A 20,105-nucleotide genomic window follows, 5' to 3' on the forward strand; every position below is an offset into this window, starting at 1 on the left:
TGCCCCAAGAGTCAACACCGTTAGAAGCCCAATTTGGCTTTCCATGTGTCCAGCAGACTGACGGTATCTAAATCGTTCGGATGAAAGCCCGGGCGGAAATATGCCAGCATCTCACGGCCCATACCGGTAATAATGCCCTTAGAGGGACTATAAGCATAGGTATAAATGGCCTTGAACGCCTCCAGATTTAGCTGTTTGTCTTCTTTTAACAGACGGAACAGGAAATAGTTTTGCACCACAAATAAGGTCAGCATGGCGGCCACCAGTGAGCTGGTGCGCAGTAAATAGGCTTTGGTGCCTTGGCCGAATACACCCTCAAACACATCATAAGCTACCGCTTTATGCTCGTTTTCTTCAATCGCATGCCACAGCCACATGGTTTTCATGGTGTCATCGCTCATCAGTTCCTGAATATGCGAATTACGCAGCAACTGGGTGGCAATGGTCGCGGTAAAATGTTCCAGTGCGGTGGTTGCAGTCAAATCAACCATTTCTTGGGTAATGCCAAAGGGTTTACCGACACCGGCAAATACCTTACGCGCACCTTGAATCACTTTATCGGTATAACGATCTAAACGCTCTACATCATGGCCATATTTTTGTGCCGAGGCATTAAAGCCAACATGCTCCTGGGTATGCATGGCTTCCTGGCCAATAAAGGCTGAAATTTCTTTTTGCAGCTCCTGATTATCTTTAATTGCCGGGTGGTAACGCACTGCACGTACACTATCAATAAAGAATTTTTCACCAGCTGGAAACAAGGCTGATAAAGCAGTCATAAAATGCGTCAGGCCAGCCGAACCTTTCATCCAGTATTCTGGAACCTGATCAAACTCAAACGCCATACGACGTACAGGGAAACTGGCACCTGCGCGGTTGGTAATATTTACTTTAGTATTCATGACCTCAACTCCTTTCAAGTGAAGCGTCTCACCTGAAACTTTTATTTTCTTCAGCTTTATCTTACGTGGTTCTGATATTGGGATAAGTGCAGTTAAGGTCAGGCGAATATCAGTTTAGGACAGCTTGCAGTTAAATTGTCTGACAATTTAATCTGCAAAAATAAAAAAAGCGTCCCAAAGGGACGCTTTTTTCACACTATAGAAGTGATTATGCAGTTACTTTAGAAACTACACCAGCACCTACAGTACGGCCACCCTCACGGATCGCGAAGCGTAAACCAGCGTCCATTGCGATTGGGTGGATTAATTCTACTGACATTTCAACGTTGTCACCTGGCATAACCATTTCAACGCCTTCTTTCAGCTGGATCGCACCAGTTACGTCCGTAGTACGGAAGTAGAACTGTGGACGGTAACCATTTAAGAATGGAGTGTGACGGCCACCTTCGTCTTTAGAAAGTACGTATACTTCTGCGTCGAATTTAGTGTGCGGCTTGATTGAACCTGGTTTAGCAAGTACTTGACCACGTTGAACTTCTTCACGCTTAGTACCACGTAGAAGAACACCACAGTTCTCGCCAGCACGACCTTCGTCAAGAAGCTTACGGAACATTTCAACGCCAGTAACAGTTGTTTTCGCTGTATCTTTGATACCAACGATTTCAACTTCTTCACCCACTTTAACGATACCAGTTTCTACACGGCCAGTTACAACTGTACCACGACCAGAAATAGAGAATACGTCTTCGATTGGCATCAAGAATGCTTGGTCGATTGCACGTACTGGCTCTGGGATGTAAGTATCAAGCGCTTCAACAAGAGCAACAACAGCGTCTTCGCCGTATTGACCAGCTTCACCGTTAAGTGCAGCAAGCGCTGAACCACGGATTACTGGAGTGTCGTCGCCTGGGAAGTCATAAGTAGAAAGAAGTTCACGAACTTCCATTTCAACCAGCTCAAGCAGCTCTTCGTCGTCAACAAGGTCGCATTTGTTTAAGAATACAACGATGTAAGGTACACCTACCTGACGAGAAAGAAGGATGTGTTCACGAGTTTGTGGCATTGGACCGTCAGTCGCAGCACATACAAGGATCGCACCGTCCATCTGAGCAGCACCAGTGATCATGTTTTTAACATAGTCGGCGTGGCCTGGGCAGTCAACGTGCGCGTAGTGACGAGTTGGAGAGTCGTATTCTACGTGAGAAGTGTTAATTGTAATACCACGTGCTTTTTCTTCTGGAGCAGAGTCGATTGCAGCGTAATCTTTCGCTTCACCACCGAATTTCTTCGCACATACAGTTGCAATTGCAGCTGTTAAAGTTGTTTTACCATGGTCAACGTGACCGATTGTGCCCACGTTAACGTGTGGCTTATTACGTTCAAACTTAGCCTTAGCCATGTTCATCTTCCTTTGTAGATTACTCATGCAGGATCACTGCATGAGCATTAGATTTTAACTATAAAATTAGTTAGGCAATATAGTAATCGAAAGATTACTCGTCGTCACCTTTTTTACCGCCAGCTTGGAACTTAGCGATGATGCCTTCCGCCACGTTACGTGGAGTTTCAGCGTATTTAGCAAATTCCATAGAGTAAGTCGCACGACCTTGAGACATAGAACGCATATGAGTCGCGTAACCGAACATCTCAGCAAGTGGAACTTCAGCACGGATTGCTTTAGTACCGCCAGGTAAATCGTCCATACCTTGAACCATACCACGACGACGGTTTAAGTCACCCATGATATCGCCCATGTAGTCTTCTGGAGTTTCTACTTCAACTTTCATGATTGGTTCAAGAAGAACAGGATCTGCTTTCATGAAACCGTCACGGAATGCGTAAGAACCCGCCATTTTGAACGACAATTCGTCAGAGTCGACATCGTGGTAAGAACCGTCGAATAATGTCGCTTTGATGCCAACAACTGGGTAACCAGCAAGGACACCATTCTTCATACGTTCTTGGATACCTTTGTCAACCGCACCGAAGAATTCTTTAGGTACTACACCGCCAACAACTTCTTCAGCGAATTCGTATTCTTTACCAGCTTCAGGATCAAGCGGTTCTAAACGTACGTATACGTGACCGAATTTACCTTTACCACCAGTTTGACGTACGAACTTACCTTCTTGCTCAACAGTCTTTTTGATTGTTTCGCGGTAAGCAACCATTGGTTTACCAATGTTCGCTTCAACGTTGAATTCACGTTTCATACGGTCAACGATGATGTCAAGGTGAAGCTCACCCATACCAGCAATAATTGTTTGACCAGATTCTTCGTCAGTACGAACGCGGAATGATGGATCTTCCTTAGCCAAACGACCTAAAGCGATAGACATTTTTTCTTGGTCAGCTTTAGTTTTTGGTTCAACAGCCAATGCGATTACTGGCTCTGGGAATTCCATACGTTCTAGAGTGATGATGTTTTTCTCATCACATAGTGTATCACCAGTAGTTACGTCTTTAAGACCTACACACGCAGCGATGTCACCAGCACGGATTTCTTCAACGTCTTGACGATCGTTCGCGTGCATTTGCACGATACGGCCGATACGTTCACGTTTAGATTTAACCGGGTTATAAACAGAGTCACCTTGTTTAAGAACACCAGAGTAAACACGTACGAAAGTTAAGTTACCTACGAATTTGTCGTTCATGATTTTGAACGCTAACGCAGAGAACGGTTCTTCGTCAGATGCTTCACGAGTCGCTTTAGTTTCAGCTTTGTCGTCAAGGATACCTTCGATCGCTTTAACTTCTGTAGGTGATGGCAAGAATTCAATTACTGCGTCCAACATACGTTGAACACCTTTGTTTTTGAACGCTGTACCACAAAGCATTGGTTGAATTTCACAAGCCAATGTTTGAACACGTAGACCAGCAACGATTTGTTCTTTAGTCAAATCGCCATTGTTCAGGTATTCGTCCATTAACTCTTCAGAAGCTTCAGCAGCAGCTTCAACCATGTTTGTACGCCATTCTTCAGCAGTTTCTTGAAGATCAGCAGGGATTTCACCGTACTCGAACTTCATACCTTGTGAAGCTTCGTCCCAAATGATCGCTTTCATTTCGATCAAGTCGATAACGCCTTGGAAGTTTTCTTCAGCGCCAACAGGGATTACTACAGGTACAGGGTGCGCACCAAGACGTGTTTTCATTTGTTCAACAACACGGAAGAAGTTGGCACCAGTACGGTCCATCTTGTTTACGAATGCTAAACGAGGCACTTGGTATTTGTTAGCTTGACGCCATACAGTTTCAGACTGAGGTTGTACACCACCTACAGCACAGTAAACCATACATGCACCATCAAGAACACGCATAGAACGCTCAACTTCGATTGTGAAGTCAACGTGTCCCGGGGTATCAATTACGTTGATACGGTGTTCTGGGAACTGCTTAGACATACCTGACCAGAATGTAGTGGTAGCAGCAGAAGTAATGGTAATACCACGTTCTTGCTCTTGCTCCATCCAGTCCATTGTTGCTGCACCATCATGTACTTCACCAATTTTGTGAGATACACCTGTGTAGAACAAGATACGTTCAGTAGTTGTGGTCTTACCCGCATCGATGTGCGCAGAAATACCAATATTACGATAACGAGAAATTGGGGTTTGACGAGCCATGATTTCTTGCATTCCTAAATTTTGTTGTTTAAAACAGGACGCTTTAAGCCGCTGGGCAGCTTAAAGCGATTCGATGACAAAACAGCGAAAACTGGCTCATCATCCTCCTGAATAGGGGCTGTTTTAACCGCTTAGAAGCGATAGTGAGAGAAGGCTTTGTTGGCTTCAGCCATACGGTGCACATCTTCACGTTTTTTAACCGCTGCGCCTTTACCTTCAGCTGCATCAAGCAACTCGCCAGCAAGACGTAAAGCCATAGTTTTTTCAGAACGCTTAGCAGCAGCATCTACTAACCAACGCATAGCCAAGGCAGTACGACGGGATGGGCGTACTTCCATAGGAACTTGATAAGTAGCACCACCAACACGGCGTGCTTTTACTTCAACCATAGGACGAACTTTTTCAAGCGTAGCTTCAAAAAATTCAACCGGGTCTACTTTGTTTTTTTCTTGAACGCGGTCTAAAGCACCGTAAACGATACTTTCAGCAATAGATTTTTTACCATCTTGCATTACGTGGTTCATGAATTTAGCGATTGTTTGGCTGCTGAACTTAGGATCCGGAAGGATTTCACGAGCAGCGACTACGCGACGTCTTGGCATTTTAAAACTACCTATAAATATGACACTTCAGGTTAATCCAGCAGTAGCATAAAGTGTCGTATGCATTCGCTGGCCTTACTATACGTCGCTTGAATATTCACAAAATAAATGCAGAAATCAGACAAGCGAGACGATAAAGGATTGCAGTTCTAGCGAACTAAGAGCTTAATCTCGAAAGATTATTTCTTAGGACGTTTAGTACCGTATTTAGAACGTGACTGGTTACGATCTTTCACGCCAGCACAGTCTAAAGAACCACGAACGGTATGGTAACGTACACCTGGTAAGTCTTTAACACGACCACCACGGATCAGAACAACACTGTGCTCTTGCAGGTTATGGCCTTCACCACCGATATAGCTAGAAACTTCGAAACCTGAAGTTAAGCGAACACGGCAAACTTTACGCATTGCTGAGTTAGGTTTTTTAGGTGTAGTTGTGTAAACACGTGTACAAACACCACGACGTTGTGGACAAGCCTTCAACGCAGGAACTTTAGATTTTTCAACTAAAGTCGTACGACCCTTACGGATCAACTGATTTGTTGTTGCCATGTGGCAATTCTCCCGTTAATAAAAAGCCCCAAAAACATACTACTTTTTGAGGGCATGCAATTGTAAGTCAAGATACTAAAATGGTCAATATTCGACAGACCGGCAAATATTGACCATTCCCGCATTAAAGGCTGATTTTACTGCTTTTTAAGGTATTAGGACCTTATTGCGCTTTTTGCTTTTTTGTAACCTTCTTCGCTACCGGTTTCTCAGCGTCTGCTTTTTGTGGTTCTGCCTCCGTTTCAGGTGGCTCTTCTACTGCTGGTGGCGTGTCGTCAAACTCGTCATCCTCTTCAGGTTCCGACTCAATCGATTCCGGTGGAATTGCCGGTTTTTGCGGCTCTACCGCAGCATTCGGTTCAACCATTTTATCGGCCAGCTGCTCTAGGCCCTGCTGGATATCCTGATCGACCTGTTCCGGCTCCGGCTTTTCCTCTGCCGATTTTTTCTGGATTTTCACCTTGGAGATGGTGCTGTTTTGCTGCAGCTCAATATCCTGATCCAGCTTTAACTCCTCGACTGCTGGTACAGCGCTGTCTGGCTGTTCCAGTAATTTCGGTGCGGCTTGTGCCAGTAAGGCTGCGGCTTTTTCATAGGCATCGACCGGGGACAGCTGACTGCCTTTATGCTGAATGAGATATTCACGGGCATGCGAGAACACTTCCTGCGCTTTCTGGTGCACATGCTCGACCAGCTTCCAGCTATAGGCGGCACTGACCGAGGCTGTCGCTACCGGGGTTAATTTGCTTAACAGCGAGAACTTCGGCATCGAGTTCATCCACTGCCACTTCATTTCGCCCTGCTCATTGACCAGATATTTGCGTAGCGCTTCCATGTCATTGCTGGAACCAACCAGCTGCTGCAGCTGATGCACATCATGGGTTTGCAGCATGTTCAGCACACTTTTAATGCCCAGCAAGACCGCCTGCTTTTCGGCAATCAGGCCCAGATCAACCTGTTTGAAAATATATTGCACAATGGCCTGGCCTTCTTCTTTATTCAGCTCAAAGCCATACGAACGCCCAACCTGATAGATGGTACGTAACGACATGATCATCGAAACCGGCACATCTACCGCGGTTCCAATCACGCCGGTAGCCCCGGTGATCGCGCCCTGAATCGAGGCCAGCCATTTATTCTGCTCTGCCAGTGCCTGGCTGATGCGCTTGGAACGGTTCACATCCTGGGTCAGTTCCTCTAAGTCACGTACTCCGGCTTCATCTAAAACTGCATCGACCGAACTGATATTGGAGGTAAAGGTATTTAGCTGGTGAAAGAAGTAATCCGACACCTTATCGGAAAACTGAGGCGCCACAAAATGGGCAAGATTATTGACCTTATTATAATGACGACCTAGCAATTGACGTGAGACCTGCGGCAAATGTGCCTTCAGTACCTGCTGCGGATTGTCATAACGCGATGAATGGCGGCCGAATACCGGGCTGGCACTGCCTTCCACCACCCGCCCCTGACTGCTATCCGCCTCTTCTTTACTGGTCGAACCGGGCGCCACATGCTGAACCAGGTCAATGCCGGTATGACTGAGCTTTTTAGCCACTCCAAACGCACTCGAGAGGAATCCGCCTGATTGCTTATTATTAGAATCTGTCATTCTTGCTCCTCATTTTCTTTCTTAAGATTTATTGCTAAATACTAGGTATAGTCTGCGTTTATCTCAACCTTATTGTGTTTCTTTTGGTTATGTTCACGTAGTCTGCTCCCCAAATCTGGTCATTCCCAAAGAGGCATAGGATTTGCCATAAGAATTCAAAATTCTTTCTGTTATTATGAATCCAATTGAAAAACTTGGGAAATGCACTGGACACCGGCATTTGCGCCGACAGTCTCCAGGGTTGGACCCGATAATATCACCATAAGGGAACTGTAGATGAAACGTGTTGTAATCACTGGCATGGGCATTAATTCGTGCATTGGTAATACATTAGAAGATGTAACCCACTCTTTGCAAAATGGTATTTCAGGCACACGTTTTAACCAGACTTATGCTGAACTGAATTTTAAGAGCCATGTCAGTGCAGCTGCAGAACAGAATTTTGACAATATCGACCGTCGTTTAAAACGCTTCATGGGCGTGTGTGCAATGTATGCCTATAACGCAGCGGCAGCAGCCATTGAACATGCCGGCCTGAAAGTTGAAGATTTAGCTGGTAACCCGCGTTACGGTATTGCCGGTGGTTCAGGCGGCAACTCGACTGCATCTGTGGTTGAAATGGTGGAATTACTGGAAGAAAAAGGCGCGCGTAAAATTGGCCCATTCTTTGTACCACGTAACATGTCAAACACCATTACGGCCAACCTGGGCGTTGCCTTTAAACTGCAAGGCGTTGCGCACTCGATTACCAGCGCATGTGCAACTTCTGCCGATGCGATTGGTTATGCCTACAACCTGATTCAACTGGGTAAACAGGATCTTATGCTGGCTGGCGGTGGTGAAGAAGATCACTGGTCACAAAGCCTGCTGTTTGATGCGATGGGTGCGCTGTGTGCCAAATACAATGACACCCCAGAAACTGCTTCTCGTCCATATTCAGCAGACCGTGATGGTTTCGTGATTGCCGGCGGCGGTGGCTTCCTGGTACTGGAATCGCTGGAACATGCACAAGCACGTGGTGCCAACATTCTGGCAGAAGTGGTCGCGTATGCAGCCAACTCGGATGGTGCTGACATGGTTGCGCCAAGCGGTGAAGGTGCAACACGCTGTATCCTGATGGCGCTGGATGAAGCCAAACAGCATGGTGTTGAATCAATTGACTATGTGAACACACACGGTACATCTACCCCTGCAGGTGACGTGACTGAACTGAAAGCCATGGAACGTGCCTTTGGTGAAGGCCAGGTACCAGCCCTGAGCTCGACCAAATCTATGACCGGTCACAGCCTGGGTGCTGCCGGTGTACAGGAAGCGATCTACTCTGTCCTGATGATGCAAAACGACTTTATTGCGCCAAACATCAACGTGACCGAGCTGGATGAAGGCGCGAAAGGCTTTGATATCGTACTTGAAAAACGTGACGCAAAATTGAATACTGTGATGAGTAACAGTTTTGGTTTTGGCGGCGTAAACGCTTGTCTGATTTTCAAGAAATGGGATGCATAATCCCTAAATAGGATTTTCGATGGATGCACCTTCTGATGCTTTTTTATGGGTAAAAGCATTACATATTATTGCCGTGGTGTGCTGGTTCGCTGCACTGTTCTATCTGCCACGGTTATATGTTTACCATGCCATGAGTGAAGATGCGGTCAGTCATCAGCGTTTTGAAGTCATGGAACGCAAGTTGTACCGCGGAATTATGTGGCCTTCCATGATTGCCACCCTAATTACCGCCCACTTTCTGGTAGATTGGGGTGATGCCACCCGGAACTACCACGATGCCTTGTGGTTTTACCTGAAAGTGGCACTGGTCGGATTATTGGTGATTTACCATCTGGTTTGCGGTTATTACCGTCTGAAACTGATTGGCAATGCCCATTACAAGTCACACAAGTTCTGGCGCTTTTTCAATGAAATGCCGACAGTGCTGTTATTTGCAATTGTGATTCTGGTGGTGGTGAAACCTGTGTTCTAGCTCCATCGAAGAACAGATAAAAAAAGCCTCGTTTGATACGAGGCTTTTTTGTGGGCTAGCGAAGGGTTTCTGACTTGGCATATTGCTCGGTCTGGGCATATTGCTGGTATTTACGCAGCCGCGGTTTATATAGACCATAGTAAGTCACGGTTAAAATCACCAGCCACAACGGACTGACCAGCAGTGCTTTCAGCGTATCCGGCTCCAGACTGAGAATCACCAGTGCAAACAGCAGGAAGGCCAACACCACATAGCTCATCAGCACCCCGCCCGGCATTTTAAAGCGTGAAGCAGCGTGTAACTGCGGCTGCAGTTTACGATAGCGCAGGTAACACACCATAATAATGCCCCAGATGCTAATAAACAGAATCACGCACAGCGAGCTGGCCAAGGTAAAGGCTTCAACGGTATTCGGCACAAAATACTGCAAGGCTGCACCGGCCATAATAAACAGACAGGAGAACAGCAGACCTTTGGCCGGTACTGCCCGTTTTGACAAGGTCGCCAACGCCTGTGGCGCCTGCCGGCCACGCGCTAGGCCAAACAGCATGCGGCTGGTCGAAAACACACCGCTGTTCATGGAAGACATCACCGAAGATAACACCACCAGATTCATAATAATCGCAGAGGTGGGAATACCGGCATGTAAAAACAACGACACAAACGGACTACGGTCTGCCGGAATCTGGTTCCACGGCGTCACCGACATCACCACAAATAAAGACAGCACATAAAACAGGATAATCCGGGTCGGAATTGCATTGACTGCTTTGGGTAAATTCTTTTCTGGATCTTTGGTTTCAGCCGCCATGGTGCCCAGCAGCTCCACCCCGACAAAGGCAAACAGCGCAATCTGGAAACCGGCCAGAAAACCGTTACCGCCTTGTGGAAACATACCACCATGTGACCAGACATGCTGAAAACTGGCAGTGGTGCCATCTGGCGCGGCAAACTGGTTAAAGACCATATAGCCACCAATACCAATCAGGCCTAAGATGGCCAGAATCTTGATCAGGGCAAACCAGAACTCGATTTCACCAAACAGCTTGACCGTCAGTAAATTCAGTCCCAGTACAAACAGCACACAACCAACACTGATCAGCGCCTGCCCCATGGGAGTAAACGTGGTATCTGGTGGCAGCCAGAAACCGAGATAATTGATGATGGCTGCCAGATCGGCAATTCCGACCAGAATCCAGCCCAGCCAGTAGGACCAGCCAATATAGTAGCCCGCACCCGGCCCGATCAGCTCATGCGCCATATCAATAAAGGATTTATAGTGCAGATTGGACAGCAGGATTTCACCCAATGCGCGCATCAGGAAGAAAAACATCAGGCCAATAATCATATAAATAAACAGGATGGACGGGCCAGCCAAGGCAATGGTTTTGCCGGAGCCCATAAACAGTCCGGTGCCAATAGCGCCGCCAATGGCAATTAACTGCAGATGCCGGTTGGAGAGTTTGCGTTGTAATTCATGTGGCGACGAATGAACGTCATCGTGACGAGAGGAAGTCATGTTCAATATCCTTATTGTGCCCTGACCCTGCCATCAGCGCAGGCTGTGCATACGTCATCCTGCAATGATGGTCCTGTACATCCCAACAAATCCTATCTTGGGCTGTACGCAGCGTCAGTGGCTGGGAGAGAAAACCAAACCAGACGGCTTATTTCTGTGCAGCGGTCACTGCAATTTCAATCAGCCAGTCCGGGTTGACCAGTTCCGCCTGAATGGTGGCACGTGCCGGTGTGGCATGGTCCTGCAACCATTCAATCCAGAGCGCATTCACGGTCTGGAAATCGGACAGATTCTTTAAAAAGAGTTGCGCAGATAAAATCCGGCTTTTATCGCTATTGGTTTCGGCCAGCAGCGTATCAATGGTCTGCAGCACTTCTTGCGTTTGCGCAGTGATGTCCTGCCCGGCAGTGGTTTTCGGAATCTGACCCGACAGATAGACCACCTGATTAAATACCGTTGCCGCACTCATCACTTCAGTGCTGTGAATACGTTGAATATCTTGAGAACTCATGTTGTGATCCTGTTGAATAAAATTTTATGCCTGCACCACAAACGGCACCCGGGCGGTGATGGCGCACATCAGCTCATAGCCAACGGTACCGGCTGCCTGACTGACCTCATCGACCGGCAAGATGGCACCACTGCTGGAATAGCCCCACAGCACCACTTCAGCGCCAATATCGGCGTCAGGAAGATGGCTAAGATCGACCGCCAGCATATCCATACTGACCCGACCCAGCGTCTGGCTGCGCTGCGAATTGACCAGTACCGGTGTACCGCTTGGAGAAATTCGCTGATAGCCATCGGCATAGCCCCAGGCCACTACGCCAATCCGCATGGATTTTTCGGCGACAAAGCTGGAGCCATAGCCAATACTTTCTCCAGCCTTCAGCTGCTGGACAGCAATAATTTCACTGCGCAGGCTCATGCTCGGTTTCAGGTTCCAGTCCTGAATTGTGTGCTGTGGAAAATCGGGGGAACTGCCGTACAGCATGATGCCGCTACGCATCACATCACTATGCAGGGCCGGCGCATGACGTAGCAGCGCCGCGCTATTACAGAGCGAACGCTTGCCAGGCAGGCCGGCAATGGTCTGTTCAAAACACTGCTGCTGATAGTCAATGCCCGGCGCGCCAAAACGTTCGCCGTCGGCATCGGAGAAATGCATCATGTGGGTAATAGAGGCGATAATTTCCAATGCCTGTAACTGGGCGAAGGCGTCCCGGTAAGTGGCGGGTGTAAAACCCAGACGGTTCATGCCACTGTTCATTTTCAGATAGACATGAAAACGTGCTTCCGGATGCTGACGCTGGAACTGCTGTAACCAGTCAATTTGATGGGCGCTGTGAATGCTAAAGCTCAAGCAATGTTGCTGACAGACAAATAAATCTTCCAGACAGAAAATGCCTTCCAGCAACAGAATATCGCCCTGCCAGCCCAGCTGGCGTAATCTCAGCGCCTCGGCCAGATCCAGCAAGGCAAAGCCATCGGCGGACTGAAAAGCCGGATAGACCCGCTCGATGCCATGACCATAGGCATTGGCCTTGACCACGGCATAAACTTGGCTGTCCCCGGCATACTGCCGGGCAATCTGCAGGTTATGGCGCAGTGCATCGAGATGCACCACCGCCTGAATTGGTCTGGACATCGTTCTTCCTTGAATCAATACCTTAAGCAGCGTAACGCTGTAACGATAAGCCTTCAGTGCTAATTTCCGGTTGCTGCTGCATCACCAGATCACTGATTAACTTGCCCGAACCACAGGCCATGGTCCAGCCTAAAGTCCCGTGACCGGTATTCAGGAACAGGTTTTTATAGCGGGTGCCACCAATAATCGGGGTGCTGTCTGGCGTCATTGGACGTAAACCGGTCCAGAAGCTGGCCTGCGGTAAATCACCACCCGGGAATAAATCTTTGGTGACCATTTCTAAAGTGGCACGACGATCCTGATTCAGACCGAGGTTAAAGCCGCTTAATTCAGCCATACCACCGACACGAATCCGCTGGTCAAAACGGGTAATGGCAATCTTGTAAGTTTCATCCAGAACTGTTGATTGTGGCGCCATGGCCGGATCGACAATTGGCACAGTCAGCGAATAACCTTTCACCGGATAGACCGGCAGGTCCAGATGCAGCGGTTTCAGGAATTCACGTGAATAACTGCCAAAGGCCAGCACATAACGGTCTGCGGTCAGCACTTTGCCATTGACCAGCATGCCTTTAATCTCGTCGCCTTCAACCAGCAGTTTTTCTACATTCTGGTTAAACTGGAAATCAACCCCCATCTCCTGTGCCAGTTTGGCCAGCGCATTGGTAAACAGATAGCAGTCGCCAGTTTCATCATTAGGCAAGTGCAAGCCACCAACCAGTTTATCTTTGGCCGCAGCCAAAGCCGGTTCAACCCGGGCCAGACCATCACGGTCTAACAGCTCATATTCCACACCGCTTTCTTTTAATACTTCAATGTCACGCTGTACGGCATCGAGCTGGGCATCTTTACGGAACAGCTGCAGCGTGCCTTTAGAGCGGTTTTCATAGCTGATTCCGGTGTCTTGGCGTAACTGTCTCAGGCAATCGCGGCTATATTCGGCTACCCGCACCATCCGCTCTTTATTAATAGCATAGTGCTGCGCATTACAGTTTTTCAGCATTTGCGCCATCCACTGTAACTGCCACATACTGCCATCCAAATTCACGGCCAAAGGTGCATGATGCTGGAACATCCACTTCACGGCTTTAAATGGAATCCCCGGCGCTGCCCACGGCGTTGAATAGCCCGGTGAAACCTGTCCGGCATTCCCGAAGCTGGTTTCTTCCGCCGGCCCGGTTTGACGATCCAGCACCGTCACACTTGCACCCTGCTGCGCCAGATAATATGCGCTGGTCACCCCAATGACACCGCTTCCCAACACAATTACACGCATAGACTTGACCTCAAACACATTCCAGTTTATTTAACTAGTATATTTTCGGATCAATAGTGAATTTTGCTATTTTTAGTGGGTATTTTCAGATAATCCGCCCATTTTTTCAGGATATTTTTTGGAATAAAGGAATTTTTAGATGCGTAAATTAGACCGGATTGATCGCATGATTTTGGACATCCTGCAAAACAATGGCCGGATTGCGATTAGTGAGCTGGCGGCCAAGGTCAATTTATCCACCACGCCCTGCTCGGAACGGGTTAAACGGCTGGAACGCGATGGCATTATTATGGGCTATTATGCCCGCCTGAATCCTGAACTGGTGGACAAGAAACTGCTGGTATTTCTGGAGATTAAACTGTCGGCCAAATCGGGCGATGTGTTTGATCAGGTGGCGCGAGATCTGGTGGATATTCCGGAAGTGCTCGAGTGTCATCTGATTTCCGGCGAGTTTGATTATCTGGTTAAAGCACGGCTCAAAGAAATGAGCGCCTACCGGCGTTTACTTGGCGATTTACTGAAAAAATTGCCGGCCTCAGCCTCTTCACACAGTTATGTGGTAATGGAAGAAGTTAAAGAAAGTCTGTATTTAAATATTGAAGGCTGATGTTTCAGAGAGTCGATAGATCCGTCGATGTGATTAGGCGCATGGAAAATCCAGCCACCGGCTGATGAATACAGCATCAGCCGAATGGATTTTTTATATTAAGCCTGACAGGATACCAATGCACTATTTAAGTCAGCCACTACATTCGGCAACTGGGAAAACTGCTGAATACGGGCTTTTGGTGCAGCATGATCCAGCTCTTGCATCGTGCCATAACCATATTCGACCGCGACCGCTTCAATCCCGTTATGTCGCGCCCCCAGCACATCATATTCCCGGTCGCCGACCATAAGACATTGGCTGGCCTGCAGCTGTTCCTGCTCCAGAATATAGGCAATTAATTCATCTTTATGGGTCCGATCACCATTCAGCTCGCTGCCATAAATGCCGGTAAAATTCTGTTCCAGCTCAAAATGCTCCAGAATCTGCCGTGCATAAATGGTCGGCTTGGCCGTGGCTAAAAACAGCTGATAGCCCTGGAGTTTCAAGGTTTGCAAGGTTTCCGCCACAGTCGGATAAACCTTATTTTCATATAAACCGGTCACGGCAAAACGCTCGCGATAACCCATCAGTGCCTGTTCCGCCAGCACATCATTCGGTTCAACCTGTAAAATTTTTGCCAGTGAAGCTTTCAGTGGCGGACCAATAATCCAGTCAATATTTTCAGATTCTGGTAGTGGATGACCAATTTTTGCCAGTCCATAACGCGCCGAGGTGGTAATACCCACTTTTGGATCGGTCAGGGTGCCATCCAAATCAATCAGCAGATGTTTAATCATGAATTTTTCTCCCCCTTCGACCGTGAAATACACTCGAGACTTGATTCAAAGTTGCCTATACTAACGTAAATTCATGATTGAAGGATATGGATGTGCGTCCAACGGTACTTTGCTTTTCTGGTTTAGATCCCTCTGGGGGCGCGGGCTTACAGGCTGATATTGAAGCGATTGGTCAAAGTGGCGCACATGCGGCCATTGCCTGTACCGCCCTCACGGTGCAAAACTCGCAGCAGGTGTTTGGCTTTGAAGCCACTTCCAAAGCATTGCTACTGGCCCAGGCCAATGCCGTGGTGAACGATCTGCCAATTCGCTGTGTTAAATCGGGAATGCTCGGCACCACCGACAATATTGCAGCGCTGGCAGATTTCTTGAGAGAACATCCGGACTATTACTATGTGCTGGACCCGGTTCTGGTCGCCAACAGCGGTGGCTCTCTGGGTGATCAGGCGACTTTGGTCAAGGCCTTTGTCGAGCTGATTCCACTGGCAACCTTACTGACCCCGAATACGGTAGAACTGCGTGCCCTGACCGGTGAAGATGATCTGGAACTGGCCACCCAGAAACTGTTTGCGATGGGTGCCAAGGCAGTTTTGGTTAAAGGCGGCCATGAAGATACCCCGGATCACATCCGCAATGCTTTATATATAGATGGTGAACTGATTTCAGAAACCCGTTGCCCGCGTTTAGAAGGCGAATACCACGGTTCGGGCTGCTCGCTGGCCAGCTTTATTGCCGGCCGTTTAGCACTAGGTGATGAACTGCAAGCCGCTGTGAATTATGCTGAAACCTGGCTGTTTGGGGTACTAAAACAGGCAGAAAGTCCGGTACCGAATGGTCAGAAGATTCCAAAACGCTTTTAATCCTTAATATAAAAAATACCTGCTATAAAAAATACCTGCCCCATGGCAGGTATTTTTTCGACCTGAATCTGAAGCCCTTTAATCCGGCATATCATCCAGCTGCTGCGGTTCGGCTCGCGGCTGGGTATTCATCCGGTGCCGGAACGAGGCGGAACGTTCATAAGCCTGTTTACGTACCCGCATAATTGAACCCAAAGGTTGATGCGCCTGCACGCCATGCCACGGGTTAAACGACAACACATCATCGGCATAAACCCGCCGCTCCGGACTATAGCTGTCCTGTTTGGGAAAATGCAAAGTGCCAATGGTCTGATGCGCAGATTCTTCTTCCGGCCATAATACCGAGGCATCTTCAATGGGCATCCGTTCCAGACTGGTACATAATTGCGCACGCAATACATAATCGGCGCTATGGTGCTTAAAGAAATCCCGAACCAGATCGCGGATGCTGGAGTCATGACTAATCTGCATTGGAATATTGGTCAGCTGACGTACCGAGGTCGATTCCGGCGCCACACTGATTTTTGCCATATAGTCGCCATAACGCAGTGCAGCCATGGTGTGATAGGTTTCACCGAGAATATGGTTCTGACTGCGCGCCCAGCCTTTTAAAGTTACCGGTACTTCTAAACCGGCTTTATCCACCAGTGCATTTAAACTGCGCGCCATACTGCGCATGCCTTTTAACATCGGATCGGGCGCCTGTTCCGCGCGTGTCACCAGGGGCAGCATCTGCTGGTATTTACGCAGCGTGCCAAAGGCCAGCACCGGAATATTCACCATCAGAATATCCTGGTTTTTACCATCACTCGGATCATCGGCCAGTAAGCGTGCGCCCGGCACATTCAAGATTTTTAAGGCAAAGCCATGCGGTACTGGCACCTGGTCACTGCGTAAATCTCCCGGCGCAGCCGATAAACGCACCATCACATCATAATGTCCTGGCTCGGCAAAAATTCCCTGCGCCAAATGCGGCGGCAACACCGGCACGGTCAAAATACCTTTCAGAAATGCATGTGATTTGGCATGCGCATCGCGGACTGCATGGCGATGCTTGTCAAACACCTGTTGTCGGGCTTGGGCCATATGCTCGATAATATCTTCAATCAAGCGGCTTTCATTCGGCTGTTCCTGTTCAACCTGCGGGGTATACGGTAGATACGGCTCTGACATCGTGAACGCTCCTGTTCCGGCCTGAACATCTGGCAAAAATTGGCTAATATCCACCAATCTAGCAAGCTGAGAGCCAGAAAAATATAGTGCTTATTCAACAGTTCAGGAGAGTTTGGTAAGCGTAGACGACTCAGCTCAACACGATACTTGGGTTCAGTCTTGATGATGTCTGGATTTAAGCTGCGCCACATGCGCGCGCCGGGTTTGCCAGGACGGGTCCAGTACTTCTTTTTCCAGTCGTAATTGCAAACGTTTTAAGCGCATGGCGGAGATGACTTCGGTCTGGAACTCCTGTACGTAATTTACCCAGCCTGTCCCTTGAAATACCTGCTTTGGCATCTCTGTTTTAAATTCGCAGCCCGGCATAAATACCACTATTGAATGTAAATGTTCCGGCTCCAGCAGATCAGCCAGCAAATGACTCAACACCTGAGTATGTTTGTAATTCTGATGCAAGGGATTCTGGAATTTATAACTCTTTTTATAAATTTTCTGGGTCCACATTTTTTGCCGCGCACTGCCAAAAATCCAGCCCTTATAGTTTTTGCTTTCTATCACAAAGACGCCAAAAGGACTTAATAGCACATGATCAATTTGTGTGGTGCCACCATCCTGATCGGGCAAGGTCAAATCATTAAGTAAAATATAACGCTCATCCAGATGTTGCTTGGCCTGTCGCTGAACAGCCCACTCCCCGATTTTGCCTTTTAAGTCCGGCAGGAACACCCGCAGCAGGCTCAAGCCCAGCAGAACCAGCAACAGCCACCACAGCTGTGAAATCAACATACTCAAAATATTTACATCATGCATTTCGGTTTTATTTTAATGGTGATGATCTTGACCCGACTCTAGCATAAAACGGTGTTTCATTCAGGAATGATAATGCTGGTTTAATTTTCGTTATCAGGTGGATACAGAAAGATTCTATCTACCTGAAGATGTTCAATCTGGTGATCTATTTTTTAATCAACGGATGCTTACTGATTTAAGCTGTTTATTGGCCTGCTGTGGGCGATGCAACACCACAGATTATCCGTATTTATTTTTGCTGTTGTTCCAGTTTTAACAGAATCTCTTTATTGTCTAGTCCACCGGCAAAACCAACCAGTTTACCGCCGCTGCCAATCACCCGATGACAGGGTGCAATAATTGAAATTGGATTTTGGCCATTGGCCGCACCGACAGCCCGTACCGCTTTGGGACTGCCGACCTGCTCAGCAATTTGCCGATAACTGCGGGTTTCGCCAAAAGGAATATTCAGCAGTGCCTGCCAAACTTTTTTCTGAAATTCTGTGCCTTCAAAATCTAAAGGCAGTTCAAAAGTCTGACGCTGGCCCTGAAAATATTCATTCAGCTGTTGTTGCGCATCCAGCAAAATCGGATGATCCAGCTGCTCTACCAGCTCGGCCTGCCGGACCCGTTTGGGATTTTCATTGTCCCAGATCACGGCGACCAGCGTGCTGTCTGTGGCCACCAGTTTTAAACGCCCGACCGGAGAAGGCATATACATAAATGCAAGTTTCATCTCCTTCTCCTGTTCAGTTTAGTCTAGCTTGATTATGCCGATGAAAGTTTCATCAGCACAAGACCGGAAATAATTAACACTGCCGCCAGCATACGCATGGCCGATGCCGGCTCGCCCAGTACAAAAATACCCACCAGAAAAGAACCGACCGCACCAATTCCGGTCCAGATGGTATAGGCCGTGCCCAGCGGCAAACTACGCATGGCATAGGCCAGCAGGCCAAAACTGAGCACCATAAAGAAAATGGTCAGAATGCTTGGGGTAAGCTTGGTAAAACCGTCTGAAAGCTTCATAAAATAAGCCCAGACAATTTCAAAAATACCGGCAAAAATTAATACGATCCAGGCCATCACGCCCTCCTCCATTATTCAGATAGAGTCAGGCCGTCCTGACGATTTTTCTTAAAGACAGCACCTTTAAGGGAGGTCGTTCCTCCAGAATTACGGTATCAGTATAGCAAAAATCCGCCGCCTGCCAGTAAAACACCGTTGGAGGGGAATGACCTTCAGCTCAAGAGGGACTAAAAATCACAACCCAGATAATGCGATTCAAACTTTTTCACTTGAGTGAATAAATTGCTTGCTGGGGCATACGTCGTTTCTCCAGCAAGCAAAAGGATGAACCAAAGCCCATCCGGTGTATGGATAAATGCTTTAAAACTTCAACCGTAATCCGGCACCATATTGCCAGCCCTGTTCCGACTCCGTCGCATCCTGCTGAGCTGTCTGGGCCAGCCCTTTGTGATAGCCATAGGCCACATCTACAAACGGCATGACTTTTTTGCTGATTTCATAACGCATCTGTAGTCCGGTCTGCAGCTGGTTTAAACCGGTTTTCTGCGCCTGCGCCGATTCATCTGAAAGTACCAGCTTGGCCTGCAAATAAGGTGCCAGAATCAGTTTCTGGGTCAGCAAAAAATCCCGCTCAGTATCCAGACTCAGCTGCACCTGCTGATCTTCGGCAAGGGACAGATAGGCCTCGGTTTCAAAGAAATACGGCGCTAGCCCATGCAGGCCAACCACACCACGCCATTGCTGTGCCGAAGTCTGATCCTCCTGCTGATAGGCTACACCAGCCTGGATATCCCAAAAATCAGAAATCATCCGGCTATATAAAACCTGTGTCTCATATTCAACTTGTTGCGACTCGGCCTGCTCGGTATGCAGTTTGAAAAACAGCTTGTTCTCATCAGTTCCGATCCGGCTTTCCAGCTCGGACTGCCATACTCCGCGTCCACCCGCATGCTGCATCCATTTCGATTCCAGCATACTGGACTGATACCACTGCCCGCCATGCTCCTGCCGGTGATCATGCGTTGTTGCCCTTGCAGCCTTCTCCACCAGATGAGGCATGCTCATGAGCTGATGTTGCTGATGTTGCTGATGTTGCTGATGTTGCTGATGTTGCTGATGTTGCTGATGTTGCTGATGTTGCTGATGTT

20 protein-coding genes are annotated in these 20,105 nt (G+C 48.0%); 4 read left to right on the forward strand and 16 right to left on the reverse strand.

The window, feature by feature from the left end:
- Positions 1 to 20 precede the first annotated feature (20 nt).
- The 6 genes from P253_RS08280 to P253_RS08305 form a co-directional block, all read right to left on the reverse strand.
- Positions 21 to 902, reverse strand: coding sequence for a metal-dependent hydrolase (locus tag P253_RS08280; protein WP_016659468.1), 882 nt, complete (start codon positions 900 to 902; stop codon positions 21 to 23).
- A gap of 208 nt (positions 903 to 1,110) precedes the next feature.
- On the reverse strand, positions 1,111 to 2,301 hold the full coding sequence (gene tuf, locus P253_RS08285; protein ID WP_016659469.1) for an elongation factor Tu: 1,191 nt from the start codon (positions 2,299 to 2,301) through the stop codon (positions 1,111 to 1,113).
- Between the two features lie 94 nt (positions 2,302 to 2,395).
- Positions 2,396 to 4,531 carry an elongation factor G gene (gene fusA, locus P253_RS08290; RefSeq protein ID WP_016659470.1) on the reverse strand — a complete coding sequence of 712 codons (2,136 nt, stop codon included), beginning with the start codon at positions 4,529 to 4,531 and terminating at the stop codon, positions 2,396 to 2,398.
- Between the two features lie 131 nt (positions 4,532 to 4,662).
- On the reverse strand, positions 4,663 to 5,133 hold the full coding sequence (rpsG, locus tag P253_RS08295; protein ID WP_005179845.1) for a 30S ribosomal protein S7: 471 nt from the start codon (positions 5,131 to 5,133) through the stop codon (positions 4,663 to 4,665).
- A gap of 179 nt (positions 5,134 to 5,312) precedes the next feature.
- Entirely contained in the window at positions 5,313 to 5,687 is a 375-nt protein-coding gene (gene rpsL / locus P253_RS08300; RefSeq protein ID WP_002050319.1) for a 30S ribosomal protein S12, read from the reverse strand.
- 163 nt (positions 5,688 to 5,850) lie between these two features.
- Positions 5,851 to 7,299, reverse strand: coding sequence for an EcsC family protein (locus P253_RS08305; RefSeq protein ID WP_016659471.1), 1,449 nt, complete (start codon positions 7,297 to 7,299; stop codon positions 5,851 to 5,853).
- Positions 7,300 to 7,575: 276 nt separating this feature from the next.
- Between P253_RS08305 and P253_RS08310 the strand changes: the two genes are divergently transcribed.
- Together P253_RS08310 and P253_RS08315 are read left to right on the forward strand one after the other, a co-directional pair.
- Complete coding sequence (locus tag P253_RS08310) at positions 7,576 to 8,805, forward strand: beta-ketoacyl synthase N-terminal-like domain-containing protein (protein WP_005179853.1); 1,230 nt, start codon at positions 7,576 to 7,578, stop codon at positions 8,803 to 8,805.
- 19 nt (positions 8,806 to 8,824) lie between these two features.
- Positions 8,825 to 9,277: a CopD family protein gene (locus P253_RS08315; protein ID WP_005179856.1), complete on the forward strand. Its 453-nt coding sequence runs from the start codon at positions 8,825 to 8,827 to the stop codon at positions 9,275 to 9,277.
- Positions 9,278 to 9,332: 55 nt separating this feature from the next.
- Here P253_RS08315 and P253_RS08320 read toward each other — a convergent pair whose 3' ends face one another.
- From P253_RS08320 to P253_RS08335, 4 genes are all read right to left on the reverse strand, one after another.
- The gene (locus P253_RS08320; protein ID WP_016659472.1) at positions 9,333 to 10,796 is read right to left on the reverse strand and encodes an amino acid permease; all 1,464 of its coding nucleotides are present in this window, start codon (positions 10,794 to 10,796) and stop codon (positions 9,333 to 9,335) included.
- A gap of 148 nt (positions 10,797 to 10,944) precedes the next feature.
- The gene (locus P253_RS08325) at positions 10,945 to 11,307 is read right to left on the reverse strand and encodes a RidA family protein (RefSeq protein ID WP_016659473.1); all 363 of its coding nucleotides are present in this window, start codon (positions 11,305 to 11,307) and stop codon (positions 10,945 to 10,947) included.
- A 24-nt stretch (positions 11,308 to 11,331) separates the two neighbouring features.
- On the reverse strand, positions 11,332 to 12,444 hold the full coding sequence (gene alr, locus P253_RS08330) for an alanine racemase (protein WP_016659474.1): 1,113 nt from the start codon (positions 12,442 to 12,444) through the stop codon (positions 11,332 to 11,334).
- 22 nt (positions 12,445 to 12,466) lie between these two features.
- Positions 12,467 to 13,720: a D-amino acid dehydrogenase gene (locus tag P253_RS08335; RefSeq protein ID WP_016659475.1), complete on the reverse strand. Its 1,254-nt coding sequence runs from the start codon at positions 13,718 to 13,720 to the stop codon at positions 12,467 to 12,469.
- A gap of 139 nt (positions 13,721 to 13,859) precedes the next feature.
- Between P253_RS08335 and P253_RS08340 the strand changes: the two genes are divergently transcribed.
- Entirely contained in the window at positions 13,860 to 14,327 is a 468-nt protein-coding gene (locus P253_RS08340) for an Lrp/AsnC ligand binding domain-containing protein (RefSeq protein WP_005179867.1), read from the forward strand.
- Between the two features lie 98 nt (positions 14,328 to 14,425).
- On the opposite strand, the gene P253_RS08345 is transcribed toward P253_RS08340, so the two are convergent.
- Complete coding sequence (locus P253_RS08345; protein WP_016659476.1) at positions 14,426 to 15,106, reverse strand: HAD-IA family hydrolase; 681 nt, start codon at positions 15,104 to 15,106, stop codon at positions 14,426 to 14,428.
- Between the two features lie 92 nt (positions 15,107 to 15,198).
- Between P253_RS08345 and P253_RS08350 the strand changes: the two genes are divergently transcribed.
- The gene (locus P253_RS08350) at positions 15,199 to 15,966 is read left to right on the forward strand and encodes a hydroxymethylpyrimidine/phosphomethylpyrimidine kinase (protein ID WP_016659477.1); all 768 of its coding nucleotides are present in this window, start codon (positions 15,199 to 15,201) and stop codon (positions 15,964 to 15,966) included.
- Between the two features lie 78 nt (positions 15,967 to 16,044).
- Here P253_RS08350 and P253_RS08355 read toward each other — a convergent pair whose 3' ends face one another.
- The 5 genes from P253_RS08355 to P253_RS08375 form a co-directional block, all read right to left on the reverse strand.
- The gene (locus tag P253_RS08355) at positions 16,045 to 17,139 is read right to left on the reverse strand and encodes a catalase family protein (protein WP_016659478.1); all 1,095 of its coding nucleotides are present in this window, start codon (positions 17,137 to 17,139) and stop codon (positions 16,045 to 16,047) included.
- Positions 17,140 to 17,292: 153 nt separating this feature from the next.
- Positions 17,293 to 17,949 carry a nuclease-related domain-containing protein gene (locus P253_RS08360; protein ID WP_016659479.1) on the reverse strand — a complete coding sequence of 219 codons (657 nt, stop codon included), beginning with the start codon at positions 17,947 to 17,949 and terminating at the stop codon, positions 17,293 to 17,295.
- Positions 17,950 to 18,178: 229 nt separating this feature from the next.
- The gene (locus P253_RS08365) at positions 18,179 to 18,664 is read right to left on the reverse strand and encodes a methylated-DNA--[protein]-cysteine S-methyltransferase (protein WP_016659480.1); all 486 of its coding nucleotides are present in this window, start codon (positions 18,662 to 18,664) and stop codon (positions 18,179 to 18,181) included.
- Between the two features lie 32 nt (positions 18,665 to 18,696).
- The gene (gene sugE / locus P253_RS08370) at positions 18,697 to 19,014 is read right to left on the reverse strand and encodes a quaternary ammonium compound efflux SMR transporter SugE (protein WP_005179881.1); all 318 of its coding nucleotides are present in this window, start codon (positions 19,012 to 19,014) and stop codon (positions 18,697 to 18,699) included.
- 303 nt (positions 19,015 to 19,317) lie between these two features.
- A partial coding sequence (locus P253_RS08375; RefSeq protein WP_016659481.1) for a copper resistance protein B occupies positions 19,318 to 20,105 on the reverse strand: 788 nt, incomplete at its 5' end.

Source organism: Acinetobacter indicus CIP 110367, assembly GCF_000488255.1.
GTDB classification, from domain to species: domain Bacteria; phylum Pseudomonadota; class Gammaproteobacteria; order Pseudomonadales; family Moraxellaceae; genus Acinetobacter; species Acinetobacter indicus.